This is a genomic window from Lacibacter sediminis (assembly GCF_014168535.1).
Taxonomy (GTDB): Bacteria; Bacteroidota; Bacteroidia; order Chitinophagales; family Chitinophagaceae; genus Lacibacter; species Lacibacter sediminis.
Genome location: NZ_CP060007.1, coordinates 3,631,914 through 3,652,852 on the forward strand (window position 1 = coordinate 3,631,914; position 20,939 = coordinate 3,652,852).

The 20,939-nt window shown below is 37.4% G+C and carries 13 protein-coding genes; 1 reads left to right on the plus strand and 12 read right to left on the minus strand.

Features of this window, described 5'->3' with window-relative positions; all coding sequences use genetic code 11:
• Positions 1-180 precede the first annotated feature (180 nt).
• Complete coding sequence (locus H4075_RS15370) at positions 181-1,200, plus strand: LacI family DNA-binding transcriptional regulator (protein ID WP_182801717.1); 1,020 nt, start codon at positions 181-183, stop codon at positions 1,198-1,200.
• Positions 1,201-1,548: 348 nt separating this feature from the next.
• On the opposite strand, the gene H4075_RS15375 is transcribed toward H4075_RS15370, so the two are convergent.
• From H4075_RS15375 to H4075_RS15430, 12 genes are all read right to left on the minus strand, one after another.
• The gene (locus H4075_RS15375) at positions 1,549-2,685 is read right to left on the minus strand and encodes a glycoside hydrolase family 88 protein (protein ID WP_255460204.1); all 1,137 of its coding nucleotides are present in this window, start codon (positions 2,683-2,685) and stop codon (positions 1,549-1,551) included.
• A gap of 146 nt (positions 2,686-2,831) precedes the next feature.
• Complete coding sequence (locus tag H4075_RS15380; RefSeq protein WP_182801719.1) at positions 2,832-4,262, minus strand: arabinose isomerase; 1,431 nt, start codon at positions 4,260-4,262, stop codon at positions 2,832-2,834.
• A gap of 171 nt (positions 4,263-4,433) precedes the next feature.
• On the minus strand, positions 4,434-4,742 hold the full coding sequence (gene rhaM / locus H4075_RS15385; RefSeq protein WP_182801720.1) for an L-rhamnose mutarotase: 309 nt from the start codon (positions 4,740-4,742) through the stop codon (positions 4,434-4,436).
• Positions 4,743-4,851: 109 nt separating this feature from the next.
• Positions 4,852-6,177 (minus strand): BNR repeat-containing protein, encoded by a 1,326-nt coding sequence (locus tag H4075_RS15390; protein WP_182801721.1) that lies wholly within the window; start codon positions 6,175-6,177, stop codon positions 4,852-4,854.
• Between the two features lie 250 nt (positions 6,178-6,427).
• Positions 6,428-7,438 carry a GntR family transcriptional regulator gene (locus tag H4075_RS15395; RefSeq protein WP_182801722.1) on the minus strand — a complete coding sequence of 337 codons (1,011 nt, stop codon included), beginning with the start codon at positions 7,436-7,438 and terminating at the stop codon, positions 6,428-6,430.
• A 110-nt stretch (positions 7,439-7,548) separates the two neighbouring features.
• Entirely contained in the window at positions 7,549-8,973 is a 1,425-nt protein-coding gene (locus tag H4075_RS15400; RefSeq protein ID WP_182801723.1) for a sialate O-acetylesterase, read from the minus strand.
• A 49-nt stretch (positions 8,974-9,022) separates the two neighbouring features.
• On the minus strand, positions 9,023-10,447 hold the full coding sequence (locus tag H4075_RS15405) for a sulfatase family protein (protein ID WP_182801724.1): 1,425 nt from the start codon (positions 10,445-10,447) through the stop codon (positions 9,023-9,025).
• Positions 10,448-10,524: 77 nt separating this feature from the next.
• A complete protein-coding gene (locus tag H4075_RS15410) occupies positions 10,525-11,643 on the minus strand; it encodes a glycoside hydrolase family 88/105 protein (protein ID WP_182801725.1) in 1,119 nt (372 codons plus the stop codon).
• 9 nt (positions 11,644-11,652) lie between these two features.
• Positions 11,653-14,175, minus strand: coding sequence for a heparinase II/III domain-containing protein (locus H4075_RS15415; protein WP_182801726.1), 2,523 nt, complete (start codon positions 14,173-14,175; stop codon positions 11,653-11,655).
• Positions 14,176-14,342: 167 nt separating this feature from the next.
• Positions 14,343-15,242 carry a DUF5017 domain-containing protein gene (locus H4075_RS15420; protein ID WP_182801727.1) on the minus strand — a complete coding sequence of 300 codons (900 nt, stop codon included), beginning with the start codon at positions 15,240-15,242 and terminating at the stop codon, positions 14,343-14,345.
• 14 nt (positions 15,243-15,256) lie between these two features.
• On the minus strand, positions 15,257-17,374 hold the full coding sequence (locus H4075_RS15425) for a RagB/SusD family nutrient uptake outer membrane protein (protein ID WP_182801728.1): 2,118 nt from the start codon (positions 17,372-17,374) through the stop codon (positions 15,257-15,259).
• Between the two features lie 9 nt (positions 17,375-17,383).
• Entirely contained in the window at positions 17,384-20,710 is a 3,327-nt protein-coding gene (locus tag H4075_RS15430; RefSeq protein WP_182801729.1) for a SusC/RagA family TonB-linked outer membrane protein, read from the minus strand.
• Between the last annotated feature and the right edge of the window lie 229 nt (positions 20,711-20,939).

The following is a 20,939-nucleotide window of genomic DNA, read 5'->3' on the forward strand; positions in this document are numbered from 1 at the left end:
TGCTTTCTTGTTTCATATGCATGCAAGTCGTTAGTGATTGTTAAAGGTTAAAATGACACTTTTTTATTGGATAATGCTGTTAGTTTCATCCACTTTATTTACGAAACCGTTTTCGGTATTCAACCTATCTTTACCCTAATTTCTGAGTGTTAGACCCAACCACAGATCTTTTTCGAACGTATGAGTAAGCTTACAATTAAGACACTGGCAAAAGAACTTGGCCTTTCGATTGCAACTGTTTCCAAGGCTTTAAAAGACAGCCATGAGATAAGTACTGAGACCAAGAAAAAAGTATTGGCAATGGCGGAGCAATTGAATTATGTTCCCAATCCATATGCCAGCAGTTTACGCAAACAAAAAAGCAAAACGATTGCAGTTATATTACCGGAAGTGGCCGATAATTTTTTCTCTTTAGCGATCAACGGCATACAGGCAGTAGCAGTTCAAAAGAATTATCATGTGCTTATTTATCTTTCACATGAAAGTTTTGAGATCGAGAAAGCTGTAGTGAATCATTGTTACAGTGGCCGTGTTGATGGTGTATTGATTTCCATCTCCAGCGAAACAACTAATGCTGAACATATTCAAAAATTACAAAGTGAAAATATTCCTGTTGTTTTTTTCGACAGGGAGTTTGAAAGTTTAGAAGCGCCGAAAGTGATCACCAACGATTATGAAAGCGGTTACCTTTCAGCAAAGCTGTTACTCGAAAAAGGATGTAAACATCCTGTGTTTCTTTCTACATCACTTTCCTTATCTATTTGCAGTAAACGTGCAGCAGGTTTTGCAGCAGCGTTATCCGATACAGGTTTGCAGACAAACAACTATCAATATGTAGTTGATTGTACCGGAACACAGGAAATGATCTTTGACCAGGTGAAAGACTTATTGCAGAAACACAAAGAGATCGATGGCATTGTTGCATCCGTAGAACGGTTGGCGATGCAGATTTACATGGTGAGTCTTTCCGGCCATATCAACATTCCAAAAGATTTGAAAGTTGTTGCGTTCTCTACTCTTGAAACAGCGCCCATCTTAAATCCATCGCTCACAACCATTACACAACCTGCTTTTGAAATTGGCAAGAGTGCTGCGGAAGTTTTGTTCACAATGATCGAAAAGAAGAAACACAGCATTATGGCTGATACGACAGTGATATTGCCTTCAACATTAATTGAACGTGATTCAACAGCGGTTTAATTGTGTCAAGACATTAGCAAACTATACAAACAAAAAAGGCAACCCATTTAAGAGTTGCCTTTTTTGGTGGAGAAAAGAGAACTGAATGTAAACTTTTTAAAAGAAGATTTGGCGATTCTGGGCAATTAGAAATTCCTTCTTAATTAAAAAGCACACCATCATTACTATAATATTCTGGATGGTTTATGGAGAGGCTATATAAATCTGGTAATGAAATGATCGTCTTCGTTACAAAATCTTCCATTATCTTGTTACGCTGTCGAATCTGATCTCTAAATAAATCAACTGCTTTTTGTTTTGCGCATTTCGCCATGCCGTCGTATTTACCCACAACAAACCAGGCAGGTATTATTTTCTAAATTCCAGCGTCTTATTATAGCGCAACATGGCTTCAACGAAATAATAATCAGCATAAGAAAGCGGAACATCTATTTGTGATTTTGCAGGGAAATGGCCAACACTATGCTTTAACAGAAAGCCCCCGTTAGTGCCGGGCCTGGCTTTATATTCATCGCCGGAGAAGGTTAATAAAATTCTTTCGGCAGCGATAAATTGTTTCTTTGATAAATCATCTTTGTTATATCCACTCAACTCTATTAAAGCAGATGCCATTATTGCAGCGGCAGAAGCATCCCGGTATGCATTTGGAATATTGGATGCATGATAATCCCAATAAGGTATTTTGTCTTCGGGAAGATGAGGATGATTAAGAATATAGGAAGCTATACGATTAGCTTGCTCTAAGTATTTTTGGTCGCCGGTTTCACGATACATCATAGTAAAACCATATAATCCCCAGGCCTGGCCTCGAGCCCATGATGAGCTGTCTGCAAAGCCCTGTACCGTCTTTTTTTGTTTCACTTTACCAGTTTCCGGATTATAATTTACCAGGTGAAATGAACTGTAATCTGGTCTGAAATGATTTTTCATTGCTGTATTGGCATGGGTAACAGCAATTTTGTAATAACTGGAATCACCGGTTGCCCTGGTGGCCCAGCATAATAATTCCAGATTCATCATGTTGTCAATAATCACTAAAAAGTCTGAAGGATCTTTAGAATCCCATGACTTAATGCTTCCTACTTTAGCGTTAAAACGTGTTGAAAGTGATTTGGCACTGTTGATCAGTATTTGTTTATATTCCGGCTTAGGATCTGCTTTATATAAATTTCCAAAGCTATTATACATCATAAAACCAACATCATGATTCGTGGTATTATATTGTTCTTTTGCCAAGGATAACATGATGCGTTGCGCTTCGTTTTTCAGAACAGTATCTCCTGTTGCTTTGTACAGATAAAGTAATGTTCCCGGATAAAATCCGCTGATCCAATCATCCGATTTTGCAGTAATCAGTTTATTGTTTTCGTAAGACTTTGCAAAATTATCAGGTGGAGGCAAAAGCGTCATCAGGTATTTATATTGCTGTACGCCATCTTTTAAATTACGTTGCACGGCATTCAACAGTTGTTTTTTCGGCGCCATTCTTATTGTTGAACAGCTTATGAATATTGAAAGTCCGGAGAATACAATTATAAATATTAGCGTTCTTACTATTAAGAAATGAGAAGTAACGTTTAGTTTTTTCAAGCAATCCATATTTCTTTTTATGATTAGAAGGTTTTAAATTTTTAACATACCTGAACCACGTCCATATCAAGTAACTTACCCAGTTTGTGAATTTTAGTACTGATGTGTCCTATACCAACCGCACAATGGTGAGCAGGACCGTAGCTGTTCCAATCATTTACAAACTTCCGGGCTCCTATAGAGAATTTATAACGACTGTTGGTATTGCCTATTTCCAGTATCGGGCCTGCAACAGACTGTGCCTCGGCTACCAGCAACATCAGTTTACCACCTGCCTGTTCTACTAAAGAGAGTAAAGTTACCGGGCCATTTTTTACCGACATTTCTACTGACAATCCATTTCCTACTTTGCCATGGTAAACTACAAGCGGACGAACTTTTGTACGACCTTCTGCTATAGCAATATGCCCTGGACCGTCATGTCCCATCAACACCACATCATCATTAAAGTCTATGGCATAGTATTCTGTAAAAGAACCTCCCGCTCCAAAGCTGTCCATGATCTTCATGGCCTGTGCATTTTTAATTTCGTATTCTCCTGCCACGGGTATTCCTCTTGCTGTTAATAATGAATTGCCCAAAATGATTGAACTGATTGTGTCTTCATTATCGAAATTTCCGGTGCCTTTATAATAATAAGCCATCGAACCTAATTGATAGCGGTCAACCAATGTATCTAATGCCATAGAAGTTTTTGCTGCTCTTTCAAGCTCTGCTACAGAACAATCTTGCTGCACATCGAAAGTGTCCAGAAATAATTTTACTCTTTCCTGTATTTGCTCTGAGGTAACACTTTTTCGTAATTCAGCCAATTCATCTACTTCCAGTAATTCGATATGGCCGCCAAAACTGGCATATTGCTGGGTAAGATCAGAGTAAATATCCAGCATACCGCTATAATAATGCCCCATGCACCCCATGCGGTTATAAGCCATGATATTGGCCACTTTAGCGGCTTCAATCCATTCAGTTATTTCGTTCCAGCATTCAGTGTCATTATTTAACATGCCTGTTATCTGATGGAATTTAATGCCGGTACGTTTAAAAACATTGGCTATTTCCGGTACAGGGCAAGCTGAACAATAAGCCAACCACTCTCCCGTCATTTTGGTACGACTGGTCATATTATTGAAACTACTATAATCGATAGCGGCTTCAGGGGAAAGGTTCAATATGACAACCGGCACTTTTGCTCTTTGTACAACAGGTAAAACAGTAGAAGACAAAGCATAAGTAGTAACATGTAAAAAGATCAGATCTACATCTTCTTTTCTGAAACGGCTGCCTGCTTCGAAAGCTTTCGCTGATGTATCAATTAATCCAAGGTTTACAATTTGAGGATGGATAGCAGATAATTTATTCTCTACAATGTTCAGGAATCCTTCCAGCCGTTCTTTCATCCCTTCAAATTGCTCCCAGTAAGCATCAAGACCAATACCAAACAGGCCTATTTTTAATGATGATTTTTGCATTTAAAAAAAATATATAATGAGGGTATTTACGTTAACAAACATAACAGCTATCAGCTACAGCCGATAGGCTTATATGATATCTTTAGAGCAGATTTTGATATAAACACAGGCTTTAACCATTCAGAAAAAATCACATGTTTTATAAAATCTAATACGTTTAACTATTTCATATTAATCCATATAAAACATCTGCTCCATCGGAATAACAACGGGCGAATTATCCGGGTTTGTTTCCATAATATCGGCCATAAAATCCCACCATTTTCTGATAACAGGATCTTCATTGATTGAGGGTGCATTTTCTTTGCAGGATTGAACAGCAAATAAACTATGCGTTTCTTCATCCAAAAAAATCGAATAGTCAGATACTCCGCCAGTCGTTAACAAGGCTTTCAATTCCGGCCATATAGCGTCATGACGTCGCTTGTATTCCTCTTTAAAACCCGGATAGAGTTTCATTTTAAACGCTTTTTTCTTCATTCGATAATAGTTTTGAGATTGAAGGTTAGGGATAAATGTACTTTGCAGTTTTCTTTTTCTGATGAAGTATAGGTTTCTGATACTTTCAGTTTGTAAATTATATTTCTAACTATTTCCAACGAGGTTTCCATTCCAAAACAAACACTTCCTGCGGTAAAACATCTTTCACAGTTTCTGCATCTCCCTGCTCTACTTTTTGTACAAACAGATGTACTTTCTTTTTTCTATTCCACAAAGCAGTATCATAAGATGGCTCCCATAAGCCAACACTTTCTGCCGTTAAATTTTCAACAACCCATTTGGCTTTGGACAGATCATTACATAACGCCACACTCACTTTATCTTCCTGTTCTATATCCCGGTAGATCATAATTGCTTTTACAGTTTTTTTATTTTCGTTGATGATCAATTGCGGACGGGATATGGGAATTCTTTTTGTACCACTTCCTGATAAACTGAATGGGGTTTTCCTGTCTGATACCTGTTGCGTAATCCATCGGCTACCATCGTGATATACCAACTGATACTGCGGCACTTTACTACTTTCGCTTCTCCAGTAAGTTACGGTGTAAGGCCTTCCTTTACTATCCGCAACAATTGCTGTAGTATTAATGAGCTCACTTTTTTGTGGAATTCTAACTGCATATTCTGCGGTTGCGGCAGTTACCGGCAACTTGTATTTTTCGCCTGTGCTCTTTTCCCAGGTTTTACCTCCATCTTTAGAACGGGCGTAACAAAGGTCATGGTTACTAGCCACATCAGGAGATTCCCGCCATACCCATGAAAGATGAATGGTTCCGGATTTATCTGTTCCCATTTGCCAATACGGACTGCGTTCGCCCTCCCCATTAATCCAGCCATCCTGCACTTGAGACCATTTTTTATATTTGACATCATACCTATTTAAAATAATGCTGCCATTACCTGATGAACCGTCACGGTAGAGAAAAAGCAAATTGCCATTTGGTAAATTGTAAAATTCAGGATATGTTACCCGTTCCTCTTTTAGACCTGTCATTGGAAATTCATTGGTTAATTCCAAAGAGCCCGGCTTCACACTTCTGCAATATCTCAACTTGTTAACGTGATGCCCCCAAGACACATGCAGATAACCATCGCCATCAACAATTATACTAATAGTACAATGAGCATCTGCAGCGTTTCCTTTATACTGACTGACATTTAGCTGCCAGTTTTCAGTGTTGATTTTCCTCTTACCAACTACTAACTGCTGCTGTTCATTGTAATAGGCTATGTATTGAATATTTTTATAAGTGGCTATAGCATTGTGCCTGAGAATATTTGCATTAATAGAATTCCTTGCCCATCCCTTACCCACTTTTATCAGATTAACATTTTCAATTGAATTTGATTTTTGAGCAAATAATGTTGCTTGAATGAAAAGACAAAAAAACAGGAACTTCAGTTTCTTCATTAAAAAGATTGATTTAAATAAGTGATCAAAAATTAAGGATTTACAGTGACGTTAAATTCTTTTACAACTTTTTCCTCTTTATTATAAGTAGCATTTTGCGCAACAAAAACCATTTTATAATTACTTAAACCGGTGAATATGTAGTTATGATTTAAAGGCATAGTTGCTGTAATATTTTCAAAACAACACATATACCAGGACTGATCAGATTTACACAGATAGGTTAATTCGAGAACATGTCCCGACTCACCTAAAGTGTTTTCCTTCTAATCATATAAAAAGGATTACGGATTTTCCTGCAATTATTGTCGAGAATACACTTTGCAGCTGTTCTTCCCATGGCTTCGAAATCAGTTGTTATAACAGTAACATCCAGCAATTCTTTTAACACTGTTTCATTGAATGAAATAATGCCAATACTTTTACCAGGTATCATCTTTGATTGGCGGGCTTTCTTAATAAGCAATGCCAGGTCTGATTCGGTTGTTTCAATATACACTGTTCCTTTGTTCAGTGCAATCGTTTCTGCACTTGAAAGTACTTCCAACTCTTTGTTGAATTCCAAGCAAAACTGCCTTACTCCTTTTATAATTTCTCTGGGATGATGACCTTCCTTTTTCAGAACAACAGCAATACGATCATATTTTAATAATAAATCTTTAGCATCTGCCAAGGCTGAATAAATATCATTTTGAAAATCCTGGTACACTTCAATACAATTCTTCTTCAATCCTTTTATCTGCTTATCTAGAATAACAAGCTCCTGCTCCGGAATCATTTCGAATATCTTAAGATATTCTTCCGTCTTTGCAGTAAGATAAAAATGTGGCATGATTACATAATAATGGTATTTCCCAAGTGCATTTTCGATTATCTCTTTTAACAAATGAGGATCATAATGATGAATCTGTAAATCGACATTAGCATGCTTTCCCAATGTTTCAATAAAACTGTCGTACACCATTTTTTTATATGTACTGAGCTTATTAAAAACTAAAAGCACTTTTAACTTCTTATCCTTTTTGCCTACAACAAAATAGCCTTTCCCTGCAAATGAATTAATATATCCCTGCTTTTTCAAGAGCCCGTATGCTTTTTCTATTGTATCTCTGGCAACTTTGTATTCTGAACTGAATTCGTTAATAGATGGCAACTGTTCATTTCGTTGCAATAACCCTTTTTCTATATCACGTCGAATCGATTCAGCAACCTGCTGAATTCTTGTTAACTCTCTATCTTCAATAATTTTAAATTTATGCATGCGATGCTTTTTTGGCAAACTCTTTATTCAACGTCAGTTATTCACTTCAGTGATTACAATCATTCCAATTTCTGCCACTAAGAAAATGCATTCTAAATATAATTATGATTTTACTTCATTTCTGCAAAAAAAGGCGATAAAGGCAAATTCCAATTATTAAAAATGTCTACGGGAGCATAATTACGATAAGCATATCGAACATATACTGCACTTTGTATCTCTGAGCACTCTAGTTGAATTTTCGTGGCATTTTCTAATAGAGATGCTTTTGCAGGGTAAAATTTATTATCTGCTCCAGCCAATTCAAACCCTGTAATTGAATTATTTGTTGTGTGCAAACCACGTTCTGCAAAATCAAAATCCAAAACAACTTTTCCTTTCTCTGTCTTAGCTGATTTATACATTGGCCCGCTAAAAGGTATTCCTGCTTGCTTATACGTTTTAGCTAAGGCTAATAAGGCTAAACGAAATCCAACTACATCTTTTTGCGGTGGGTGAATTTTAGTAGCCATTCCAACATCTGCCGTAACCACCATACCGCTATTGGGAATTTGTTGAAGACTTGCAAATTGCGATTGTCTTAATTCAGCAGCCTGGAGGCTATCAGGATGATTGTAATTATATGGAGCGATTTGTACATAATAGAAAGGCAGATCTCCCGATTTCCATTTTTCCCGCCACGATTTTACCATAGCAGGAAATAACGCTTTATATAATTTTGGATCAAATCTGTTGGATTCTCCCTGGTACCATAAAAAACCTTTAATGCCATAGCTTATTAAAGGGTTGATCATTGCATTATAAATCAAAGAAGGATCTGATATCGGATTTTTAACTTCTGCGATATCTTTTTTTAATACCGCTAATGATACCTGTGGAAATTGATTCTCCAGTACTTCACTATCCATCCAGGCTTCAATTCTGGTGCCACCCCAACTAGATATAATAACAGCAACAGGAACGTTCAGATTTTTCTGTAATCTTTTTGCAAAGTAGTAAGCAGCGGCGCTGCAATTACCAAGAGTAGTGGGTGAAGTTTCAAGCCATTTTCCTTTGCAATCATTTTCTTTTTTGTTGTTATATGCTTTTTCTACTTTAAAATACCTGATATTATCTGAAGGCTTTGCATCTAATAAAGCATCTACATAACCGTTTATTGGTTGGCCAGAGTATCCGTTCATCGGCATCTCCATATTCGACTGTCCGGAACAAAACCACACCTCACCTATCAGTATGTTTTTAAGAACGATAGATTCTCCATCGGACAGTGTTAAAGTATATGGACCACCTGCCTGTGGAGTTTCTATCTCCATCATCCATTTACCATCATTAGAAGGTAAAACAGTGTACTTTTTTTTATTCCACGATGAAACAATGGTTACATTGTTTGCTTTGTCTGTCTCGCCCCATATCTTAACTTTTGAACTTTGTTGCAATACCATACCATCAGCAATTATAGCAGGTAGTTTTATTTTTGCCTGTAATAAAGAAGCATAAAAAAACAAAACAGTGAATACTAAAATATATTTTCTCATGTTAGTTATTGATGGTTGCCTGAATAATTCAAATGTTTACGTTACGCTATCAGAATCTTTCGTTATTTGGTGCATTATGATTAATATCTACACCATACCTCTTCTTCATCTCTCTGAATAATTTACGCATTTTCCTGAGCTGATTACTGTAAGAAGTATTTTGAGAAAGGTTATCAATTTCATGTGGATCTGATCTGGTATCAAAAAGCTCCTCGTAGTTATGCTCAATGAAATTCATATACTTAAAATCCTTGGTTACTACACCTTCAACCATTGGGATGCGGGGGCTGCCAAGAAAATAATGCTGGTAGAAAAAATGTTCTCTTTCAGGAATATTTCCCTGAACAACATCTATCAGATTTACACCTTGCATAAAGTCCGGCACTTTTATTTCGGCCAACGACAGAATTGTTGGAGCAATATCAATATTCAAAGCAACCTGTTGAGCCTTCAGATTTTTGATCTTATCAGGAGTTCTTGGATCATAGATAATTAGTGGCACTCTGATTGATTCTTCATAGCCAAACCATTTCCCTTCAATATTTTTTTCGCCCAGCATCATTCCATTATCACCCATAAAAATGATGACTGTATTTTTATCAAGACCTTTCTCTTTCAACTTGTGAACCATTCTGCCGATTGCATCGTCTACACCTGTAATTAAGCGGTAATAATTCTTAACATTTTCCTGATACAACTCCGGCGTTCCCAAAAGACCCTTCCAGCGAACTCTTGCAAAATTTGAATCGGTTCTGAAAAAATCCGGGAACTGATTCCAATACGTTTCTTTCGCTGTTACAGGATAGGGGATTGTTACATCTTTGTACAACTGCTCATAGCCCGGCTGTACAAAGTATTTTGGAGGATTTCCATCTTGCTCATGCGGCGCTTTGAAACTTACCGAAAGACAAAACGGTTGCTTACCTGAGTAACCATCAAGAAAGGTTTGAATAGCATTACTAAGTGTATCAGTGTCATGCAGCCTTCTTCCATTCTCAAACGTTTGAATATAATCCGGCTGCATTTTGCCGCCATCTTCGGTATTAACCCAGAAATCATATTGTTCTTTTGGTGGAGCAGTACCAATTCCATACTTGCCGATAAAACCAACCTGATAGCCGTTTTGCTTTAACAGATAAGGATAGGTAGCTGTTAAAACATCTTTCGACATATCAGTCACAAAATCATTTATCTTATGTTTGTTTTGATACGCTCCCGTTAAAATACTTGCTCTGCTTACACAGCAAATAGAAGTGGTAACATATGCATTTCGGAAAAGAATGCCATTATTAGCAAGATTATCCAGGTTGGGTGTTTTCAGAATGGTATTACCCATAACACCCAATGCATCCCAGCGTTGATCATCTGTTAAAATGAAAATGATATTGGGTTTATTGCTTTGAGCCAAAAGTAACAATGGCAAAAAGACAATGTAAACGATCAACAAAAGCGATTTCATAATTGGCTTCACCATCGTAATTTTTTAATATTTCACCCATCATATTCGTGAATGGAAATCTACATGATTATTCAAATGAATGTATTCACTGGTTATAACTTTAATACTTCACTGCCTGCCAATAAAAACGCACCTGTTCCATAATTCTGCCAGCTGTCGGCCGTTGCCGGCCCGGGATCAGCACCAATATTCTGAACCCATCCAACCTTTCCGCTTCCCTGTTGGCAAGCTAACATTGCATTCCACGCTTTTAAAACAGCAGGCTGATATTCTGCCTTGCTTAAAAGTCCATTATTAATACCCCATGCTAAAGCAAAAGTGTAAAGGCCACTTCCACTTACTTCACCGTGATTATATGATTCAGGATACAATAAACTTGTTCTCCATAATCCATCTTCATGCTGAATGCTTTTGATTTTCTGTGACATTTCTTTAAATAAATTTTCATAAAAGGGTCTGTTCGAATAATTCTTCGGCAAGTCATTTAATAACAAAGCCAATCCTCCTAACACCCATCCATTACCTCTTGCCCAGAATACTTTTTTACCATTGCCTTCTTTTTTATCATTCGCATTACCTCTCCATAAAAACCGGGTATCCCTTGCAAACAAATGCTCTTCTTTATCATACAAAAGTTTATAGGTTTCGGCATAATACTTATCCATTTCTTTCAGAAGAGTAATATCGTTTGTTTGCTGCGCATAAGAAACAATTACCGGAGGAGCCATAAACAATGCATCGCACCACCACCATAAAATATTTTTTTCCTCAGGTTCATTTCCTTCTTTCTGCGCATTTTTCCATTCGTGCGGTTTATATAAATGGTCCTTTATAATATTAACCGTTGGTTCTAATTTTACACCGGGTTCGCCTATTGAATTTAAGTAGAGATAGCTGTAACTGATAATGATATCATCTGCATGATAAAATCGCTCCCATGGCTTCCAGTCATTTTTAATAGCCATGCTTTTTAAAGCATCTGCGTAGGTTCTGTCATTTGTTGATTGGTGTGCTTTTGAAACCCCTGTGTAATACACCCCATTTGTCCAATCAGTAGGCGACTTTGCCATAATCGGATTTGCCTCTTGCCATTTTAAGGCTTTCAGCATGGCATCTTCTGTAGCATTTCGATCGATTGCCAGTGTTTTTTGTGAAACCTTGCAGGCACTTAGTCCAAGGCAAATTACTATTATCAAAAAAACTTTGTTCATATACTTTAATTAATCATTATTAATAATTGTTTCAGTTAATTTAAACCCTTCAGGATATGAAATTTTGAATTTACCATTAGCGTTTGAATTGCCGTTCTTACCGGATATAGTTAAACTCAATGAAACCGCCTTGGCATCAGCTGCAGTAACCGACCATTTTTGATATGAGAACTGAGTGCCGTTTCCTATATACAATTCGGCCAGTTGCGATTTGGCATTTAAAGTTAATACGGCATATCTACCTTTGAATTTTATTTGTAAGGCTTTGTCTTCAAATATTGAGTCATCATTATCCTGTGAAATAATCATTTGCTTAATGGCCTTTCCGTTAACGATGCTGTTTACAATTACTCCTTTGAAGATGCCGTTCTGTAAAATACTTTCTACTGATTTTATCTGCCCCTCATTACTTGTTCCGGCAAATGACTCATATACTACTACAAATGGGTTTCTCCATGCTTCTCCTTTCTTTCTTATGACAAGTGTGGGTGTTTGTTTGTCACTGTAAGCTTTTACAGATTCAACACTTGGTGGTGCTAATGCTTTTGTGTACTCTCTGTTTTTATCAGCCGTAACAAAAAGTTTCATTTTAACCGGCTGCTTCCCCAGCGCATTCGCTTCAAATAAAACTTCAAGATCTTTCTCATACTTATTTGAGGTTTCCACAGTATTAAAATAATGCCAGCCCGGATTCATAAACTTTCGTTCTCTTCCCCATTTTTCTGGTCCTTTGAATTTATATCTGTCTTCATCGGATTGTAAAACAAAATCCTGATCGCTTGTATTAAAAATTAACGAGTCACCAATATTATGATAGATATAATCATGATATTGATTTGGCAGTTTTGATTCAGATCTGAAAATATCTACATAATAGCCCGTAGCCGTTGAGGTACGAATGATGCCCACTGTTCTTTCCTGTTTTGCTTCTGCACTATCACCCTTATCATCTATAAAGCCTGATATAGTAAATGAATAATTACCGGATACCGGTTTTTTATAAGCAAGAGGCTCCATGGCTACTTTATTAACCGTATTAATGGCCAGGTTCACCCATCCGCCTTCTCCACGAGAGTAGCCATTCACAACTATAGTATTATGACTTGCAAAAAGTCTGTAATAATTTTCATGAATTTCAGTTGTGTAAGAACCTTTCCCTGCTTTCGTACCTAATACATGTCCTTGTCCATACAGTTCCATATTCATGCCGCTTGCATGTCCATGAATAAAAGCGCCACCACCTACAAATGTCATCAGCCCATGCTTAGGATTTGCTGATGAACTTAAATTCCTTTGTAAAAGAATTCCGGCAAAAGGCAGTTCAACTGTAACAGGTTTAGGATACGTTTTTACTTCTCCAACAATTTCAGGGCAATACCATAGCAACTTAAGGGGCTCTTCAAAATAAGGTTCAGGTATATAAGATCTTGGATTCAGCTGTGATCTATTATAAGCCGGTTCCTGTAAAGCTGTATTCAACAAACTGCCAAATTCATTTTGGATTGAAGAGGAATTCTCCAACTTACCCAGAAAATATGCCAGCTCATAATTAACAATTGGATGTCGATAGCTGCGGCCCCCATCTCCAAAAAGTATTTGTTGTGTATTGTTAGGATATGTGAGATAGTACGGAAGAGTAACTGCACTCAGAATTTCAGGATACTTACGGCCAAGATGCAGACTTGAATCTAATTTTGTCAGAAGAGTCATCAAGTAAGTACTAAGTTTTGCAACACCTGATGAATAGTTTAAACTTTCAGGCCAATTGATTTCTTTCTTATACACCGCTGCAACTTTTGCTAATGCGTCCTGATGAGTAGTGTCTCTGGTAAGATAATATTGCAAGAAGTAATTTCTTTCTGATTCACTATTCAAGGCAAGCGTATTACACACCAAACTTGAACTTTCTAATACAGGCCAGTTACAATCTACAATCCCTCTTCCCAATGCCAGATTCACGTACGTACGAAATATTGTTTCAGCTTCTGTAACAGAAACTGTTTCATACGTATCTGTTACAAAATTATACCCCTTACCTCCCTTTGAGATATAAGGATAAATAAAATCGTACAGAACCGGCATTTGTGCGCCAACTTCTCTTGATTCACGCAGATGATCGTCCTGGTAAATGAGGCCTCCGTTAAACGGAGTTTCAGAAGCTTTCAACTGCAACATTGATTTTAAGAACGTATAAAACACAGAAGTACTGTATTTCACATACTTTTCATCATTCGTTAAAAAGTAAATAATACTGCAATCAATGGCATTTTTTAAATAATGCTGCAATTTATTTCTTCTGTAAGCTGCTTCTTTATCAGGATTATTAATATAGAAAAATGGGGGTATTTGTCCGGGCTTTTGAGCACTCAGGTCAAAAGGCAACCCGCTTAAATACTGCTTTGGATTTTCGTAATAAGCAGCAACATCAGCCTGAACCCTGTTTACAAAAGCTTGATAATAGTCTTTTTTCCATTTATGTTTTTCAATATTATGCAGGATAGCCTGCTTATCATCAGGCTTCACCCAAATCATTGGCCTTACCGTTGTTTGGGCAAATACAGAATTACAAAACACTGTAATAAAAAATAATGAGCAACAAAAAAACTTCAGCATAAATATGAATTAATAAAAATCATTTTAATAATTAGTATAATTATTAAACATTGGGTATAATGAATAAGCAATGAACTAAGCAGGTATTAATTTACGGTAACATTAAATTCTTTCACTACTTCTTTAGAATCAGTTTGATTATTGTTGCTTGCTACAAAAACCACTTTATATGTTCCTGCTTTCGTAAACACATAGCTGTAATTTGTAACCAGATTAGAGCTGAGTGCTTTTATAGCAATTCCGGTACTTGGCATAACTGAATTTGTATTGAAACCTTTTGAAATAGCCCAATCATCATCCTTTGCACTATTGGCAGCTACCAAAGGATGAGTAAAACTGTTATTAGTATTAGAAGTAACAGGGATGTTCCAAAAATTAGCTGCATCACCTGCAAAATCAAAAGAAGCAAACCCTGCGAAATAGACATTATTTGCATTGGTATAACTCTGATTCGGAAAAACAGTTTTAACACTAAAATTACTTACTGTTAGCTGTCTTTGACTCTTAGTTTCATCCTCTGTTTGAAATCTGAAAGCTACATAAATAGGCTTGCCTTCAACTTTGTATGGATTCAACTCAACTGTATCAGTTCCGGGAACTGTTACCTGACTGCTAACATCAACCCAATTTGCTGCTGCTATTTCAGTTTGATTATAGTTTCCTGAAAAATTATTTGATACTAAAATTTTCAAATTAGTAGCAGTACTGCTCCCTGCGGCTGTTGCTAAGGCAGTTGTAAATATCATAGAAGAAACACCTCCTGAGGCAGTGTAAATATCTTTACTGTAATAATCATTGCCCGGTTCTCCGGAATAAAAAACAAGATTGTAGGGAAGACCGCTAATGATAAATTTAGCTGTGTCTCCAACATTGAATGTTGATTTATTGATCGCAATATCAACTTCTGGTTTTTTTACAGCATCCTTCAGGCATGAGGAAAAACTAATTACCCCAACAATACATAGATAAAAAATGAACTGTTTCATAATTATATTAAATTTTAAAACCCTGGATTTTGAGTTGACAACTTGTTATAGAGAATTTCTGAAAGAGGGATTGGCAAAAAGATATCCTTTTCAGAAATATTATTGGGACCCGTAGAAAAAATATTAGAAGCAGCATTGAATGGTGCAGCGTTTCTTGGAATTGTGTAAGGTCCGTAAAGCTTTGTTCCATCAGGGTTGAGTTCATCACTACCTGACCCGACTTCAACACCTATCTTTCTAACGGTTTCTATTAAAATACCCCAACGCTTTAAATCCTGCCTTCTCAAATTTTCAAAAGCTAATTCTCTTAAGCGCTCATCTCTGATTAATTTGATAAACTTTTCAGCACTATTATAATCGCTCGTACTTAAATCTGCAGAAGGCGGAAATTCTGCAACTGCTGTTGCAGCAACTCCGGCATACGTTAAAGTGGCTGTACCATTTGCAACAGCACCGGAAGTATGTGTTGGACCGGTAGCTCCGGAAGTGCCTGCCGTTGTTACAGTATATAAGCGGCCACCATTTACAACTTGGGTATTTAATGTATAAGCTGTGCTGGCAGTCCATGCTGTGCCCACCACAACGGTCGGCAAAGTTTGGTAGCAATCACCCGTTGTAACTAAGTTTACTTTAGTTACTGCCCCCCCTGTTACAACACCTGTAGCTCTTGGATCTTCATTCAGGTATGGCCTGCCGGCAATGGTTTGTGTGCGTAAGTTTCTCGTTCCCCCAACAAATGTAATGGGAGGTGTAGTGCCTGCTCTGTAACCAGACCCTCCGGTTAAAACAGTTACAGAAGCGATTCCTCTTGAATTTTTTGTTTCTCCATACCCTCTTCTTCTCACTAAATTGATAGCATCTACCGGACTAATTCCTGCAATGGTACCAATTGAAGAAGGTCCATTAGCAATACCCTCAGCTTCTGCAAACATCAGCAATACATCTGCATACCTCAACAAAGGAAAACATTGGGAGGATACGAGTCCTGCAGTGGTTGTAATGGGTTCATAATACCTTCTCCATTTGCCGGGCTCTCTGTTCCATTTGGAATCGGCTGCTGCAAAATAGGTCATTGGATTGGGAGTAGTTGCTGAAGAATTACCGTACCAAAATGGGGCAATATTCCAGTCTCTCCGTAAATCACCTGATGCATAAGTATAGTATGCCCTGGGATTGGTTCGTTCCCATCCTGAAACAGTTGCCAATAGCCCACTGGTGGCAGTAATGCCAACCCTTGGTACCCATTGTTCACGCAATGTCGCATCAGTTAAACCAGTGATGGCCGATATCTGCCACATCGTTTCCCTGTTTACATTATCATAAACATTGGAAGAATGATTGATGAAAACCTGCTGATAATCCGGAGTAAGTTTATGTAAGCCGGAAGCAATTACCTTCTGTGCCCAGGCTGATGCCTCCGCATACCTCTTTGTATCATTAACAGGCGCACCGGCAGCAAATAAACACACTCTTGCAAGTATACCTTGCACTACGGTTTGCGTAACCCTTTCATTATAGGAAACTTTCGAAGCAGTTCTTGAGGATAAAAGATTTTCTGCTTCCGTCATTTCTGCAATTACATAATCATACACTTCTTTTGACTTTGTAAAAGCAATCTGCGCATCAGCCAAAGACTTTGTGGAGCTTTTTCTTAAAGGAATATCACCGAACCATTGAGTAGCAAGAAATAAATAATGCGCTCTTAAAAATTTAGCCTCTCCTATATAGGCATCCTTTTCGTCTTTAGAAAGTGTTGTACTGTTGTCAATATTTTCGAGAAAGATATTAGCCCTTTCTATACCACCAAAAAATATACCCCACCAACCTCTCACATAGGAAGAAGCACTTGTTGAATTGTAGTGCGTAGGATAATCATTGTTGCTTACCCTTTGGTTTGATGTGGATTCATCGGTACCTAAATAAGCATGTCTTGCCCTTTCATTTAAACCCTCCTGGTAAAAAGGATATCCACTAAACAGGGGGTCATAGATACCATTAATAGCGAGATCAATTTCCTGTTTGTTTCGAAAGAAATTGGATGAAGTTGGAAAGCCAGGCTCGGTTTCCAGTAACTTCTTACATGATACGTTTGTCAATGAGACAAGCAAAATGAGTATGTGAATATTCTTCATGACAGTAGATTAAAAAGTAATGTTTATACCAAATGTTACGGTAGTAGCGTATGGATACGCAGAAAAATCATAAGCAGGAAACAGTCCTGTACCCAATGTATTTATTTCAGGATCGGTTCCTGTATACTTTGTAAGGATGAACAGGTTTTGTCCTGATGCATTCACCGAAACAGATTTCATTCCTAATTTCTTTGCCGCCTTTGCGGAAATGGTATAGGAAATCTGTGCTGTTTTCAACCGGATGAAAGACGCATCTTCAATAATTCTTGAGCTACTTACATTAATTGAATTAGCTCTTACCCGTGGTGCATAGTTGCTGGGATTTGTGGGAGTCCACCGATCATTATAACTGGCAAACTGATTCTGCGAAATTGTTGACCCGCTTTCAAGATAAAAGCGATTCATGTTCATTGCCTGGTTACCGTATGAAAAATTGAAGAATAAGGTTAAACTGATATTCTTATACCGGATATTATTATTAAACCCACCATAGAACTTTGGAAGTGCCCTGCCAATGATACCCTGATCGTTATCATCAATTACACCATCATTGTTAATGTCTTTATACTTAGGATCACCAGGCATAACTGTAGTTCTTGTAGCACCAAGCAATCCGCCATTGGGAGCTTTTACATCATCTTTTAAAGCATATACTCCGTTGGGTAATTTATCAAAGTCTGCATATTGATAAACACCAACATAAGTGAATCCATAAAACTGTCCGATAGATTGTCCAACCTGTGTGATGTAGTTCGGAAATGTATATTTAGTTTCTGCAGCATTAATCAAATTCTGTGCACCGTCCGCCAACTCCAACAATTTGTTATTATTAAAGGAAATATTAAAACTATTGTTCCAGCTAAAATTTTTCTTATTTAAAACTTCTGTGTTAAGAGTGATTTCAAATCCGGTATTTTGAATCTTACCAACATTGATGAGTCCGCTGGTATAACCACTGCTGATCGGGAAAGAAGCATTTAAAAGTAAATCACGGGTTTTCTTTTTATAGTAATCCAGTTCTATTCCCAAACGTCCTTTAAATGTTGAAAATTCCAGGCCGGCATCAAATTGTGATGTCGTTTCCCATTTCAAATCTTTATTACCCAAACGCTGTATATAATAGCCGTTTAAGTATTGGTTGTTGACTACCACTCCCGATACATTGCTGAAGCCGATAGGTGACAAATAAGGAAAATCTGAAATCCGGTTGTTGCCCGTTAATCCGTAGTTCACCCTTGCTTTTAAATCCTTAATAAAATTCACGCCTTGCATGAATTTTTCCTCATCAACTCTCCATGCAATTCCTCCCGATGGAAAATAGCCCCACTTCTTTCCTTCTGCGAATTTGGATGAGCCATCAGCTCTGAAGCTTCCCTTTAAAATATATCTGCCAAATAGTTTATAATCTGCTGTCGTTCCAAATCCCAATAAATTAGCATCGGAGTAGCCTTGTTGAAAAACAGGCTGAATAACGCCGGAGGTAAGCCCACGGATTCCCAAGCCTGAATTCACAACCTGGTTTGCAGTAATAGATGTGTTGTGCGTGCGCCTCCATTGTTGCGATGCCAATGCGGTAACACTGAATGATGATTTTTTACGTAATGATTTTGTGTAGGTAAGAATATTATCAAGTGTAAAATTGTTCGTTTGCGTGTTGGCAAGGGATCCATTGGGTCCTAATGTAGTTGACCTGCCTGAATTGGTAAATTCATTATCAAATTGTTCATTTCTGCCGTTAGCAATTGAAACACCTGCATTCAAACGATATTTAATTTGTTTTGTGATATCATAATTGAAAACAATACTTGAAAAAAAGGTATTCGTAAATCGTGCGTTATATTGATTTTTCAATGAAATAAGTGGGTTGATCACCAATTGCGGATTACTACCTGCGCCGGGTTCATCATCAAACAATGCTTCGTCCAGGCCACTGCTGTCAAAATTGATAGTGGTGGGTCTGTATATCCACGCTCTGTACAGTAAATTATTACGGGGATCATTCGCCAGAGAACTCATCGACTCCTGGTTTCTCGGGAAAGTGCCATAAGACTTCGTGTGTGAATAATTAATATTAGCAGTGATTTTCATTTTATTTGTAAGCCGCTGATCCAGGTTAAGTCTGCCCTGGTACCTGGTAAAGCCTGAGTTTACCAACAGACCTTTTTGATTTGTATAACCTCCGGAAACAAGATACTTTGTTGATTTACCATCACCTCCATCTACAGAAAAGAAATGATTATGAAAAGGAGCATCCTGAAAAATCAAATCCTGAAAATCTAACGATTTGGCACGTGCGTAATCTTTTGCTGAATAAACAGGTCTTGCCGGATCTACTGGCAAACCGGTTATACTGTTCTTGTTGAAATATTTTTCGTTGGTAAAAACAGAATCTATTTCAAACTGAAGATTGATGAATTCCTCTGCATTCATCAAATCGAATTTTTTGTTTGTGCGGCTGACACCAAAAAAACTCCTGTAAGAAAATACAGCCTTTTTACCACTCCCCTGTTTCGTATTAATAATTACAACACCATTGGCAGCTCTGGATCCATATATTGCAGTAGAAGATGCATCTTTCAGAACAGTAATTGATTCTATTTCGTTAGGATTAAGATTATTGTTGTTAGGATCTTCTACTGCCAAACCATCAATAATGTATAACGGTGCATTTGAGTTATTAATAGAGCTGGCTCCTCTTATTACGATGTTGAAATTATCTCCCGGCTGTCCATCACGTGCCTGTACCTGTACACCTGCGATTCGACCACCTAAAGCTTCTTCGAATGAACGCACAGGTGCTTTTTGAATTTCCTTTACACTTACCGTACCAATTGAACCCGTTAAATCTTTTCGCTTTTGTACATTACCATAACCAAGATCAACTGAAACCACAACTTCTGACAACTCGTTGACAGATTCCTTCATTTTTACATTCAGAACAACAGTGTTTGAAACACGGATTTCCTGCAGTTCATATCCAACGGAACTAAACACTAAAACTGCACTTTTCGCAGGAACTTTAATCGAAAAATTTCCGTCGGCATTAGTGCTTGTAGCTCTCCTTGTACCTTTCAATGTTACTGTAACATCGGGCAATGGATTATTTCCATCTTCTGCCGTAACTGTTCCATTGACAACAACTGAATCTGCAGTAAAGGAATGATTCAATGATAAAAATTCAGTGCTCGCTGCATTTGATTTTGTTTTACCTGCAAAAGCAATACTTTGAATTACCAGCATTAAAATGAGAACCGGTAACATTCTGAAAACAGTAACAGCATTGCTAAAAGAGATGCATTTTTTGGAGTAGAGATTGTAAGGGCTCATTGCATTCATAATTTACATTTTGCACATAGATTTTTATGTGCGAAGATTTTATTAGAAAATTCGGCAGATGATTTCATAGGTAATTCCTGATCAGGATAGAAGAAAATGTAATTACTTAAGTATAGTATTGATAGACCGGTCTAATAATACACCCGGACGATGAATCATGTAAACTGCAAACATCAGTTCCGTTTTACTTAATCACATTAACACTTATATCACAGGAAAACATCAACTG

Excerpts from the sequence above, each read along its gene's own strand:
- H4075_RS15370 (WP_182801717.1), top strand. The coding sequence starts at position 181 with ATGAGTAAGCTTACAATTAAGACACTGGCAAAAGAACTTGGCCTTTCG.
- H4075_RS15375 (WP_255460204.1), bottom strand. The coding sequence starts at position 2,685 with ATGGCGCCGAAAAAACAACTGTTGAATGCCGTGCAACGTAATTTAAAA.
- H4075_RS15380 (WP_182801719.1), bottom strand. The coding sequence starts at position 4,262 with ATGCAAAAATCATCATTAAAAATAGGCCTGTTTGGTATTGGTCTTGAT.
- rhaM (WP_182801720.1), bottom strand. The coding sequence starts at position 4,742 with ATGAAGAAAAAAGCGTTTAAAATGAAACTCTATCCGGGTTTTAAAGAG.
- H4075_RS15390 (WP_182801721.1), bottom strand. The coding sequence starts at position 6,177 with ATGAAGAAACTGAAGTTCCTGTTTTTTTGTCTTTTCATTCAAGCAACA.
- H4075_RS15395 (WP_182801722.1), bottom strand. The coding sequence starts at position 7,438 with ATGCATAAATTTAAAATTATTGAAGATAGAGAGTTAACAAGAATTCAG.
- H4075_RS15400 (WP_182801723.1), bottom strand. The coding sequence starts at position 8,973 with ATGAGAAAATATATTTTAGTATTCACTGTTTTGTTTTTTTATGCTTCT.
- H4075_RS15405 (WP_182801724.1), bottom strand. The coding sequence starts at position 10,447 with ATGGTGAAGCCAATTATGAAATCGCTTTTGTTGATCGTTTACATTGTC.
- H4075_RS15410 (WP_182801725.1), bottom strand. The coding sequence starts at position 11,643 with ATGAACAAAGTTTTTTTGATAATAGTAATTTGCCTTGGACTAAGTGCC.
- H4075_RS15415 (WP_182801726.1), bottom strand. The coding sequence starts at position 14,175 with ATGATTTGGGTGAAGCCTGATGATAAGCAGGCTATCCTGCATAATATT.
- H4075_RS15420 (WP_182801727.1), bottom strand. The coding sequence starts at position 15,242 with ATGAAACAGTTCATTTTTTATCTATGTATTGTTGGGGTAATTAGTTTT.
- H4075_RS15425 (WP_182801728.1), bottom strand. The coding sequence starts at position 17,374 with ATGAAGAATATTCACATACTCATTTTGCTTGTCTCATTGACAAACGTA.
- H4075_RS15430 (WP_182801729.1), bottom strand. The coding sequence starts at position 20,710 with ATGAATGCAATGAGCCCTTACAATCTCTACTCCAAAAAATGCATCTCT.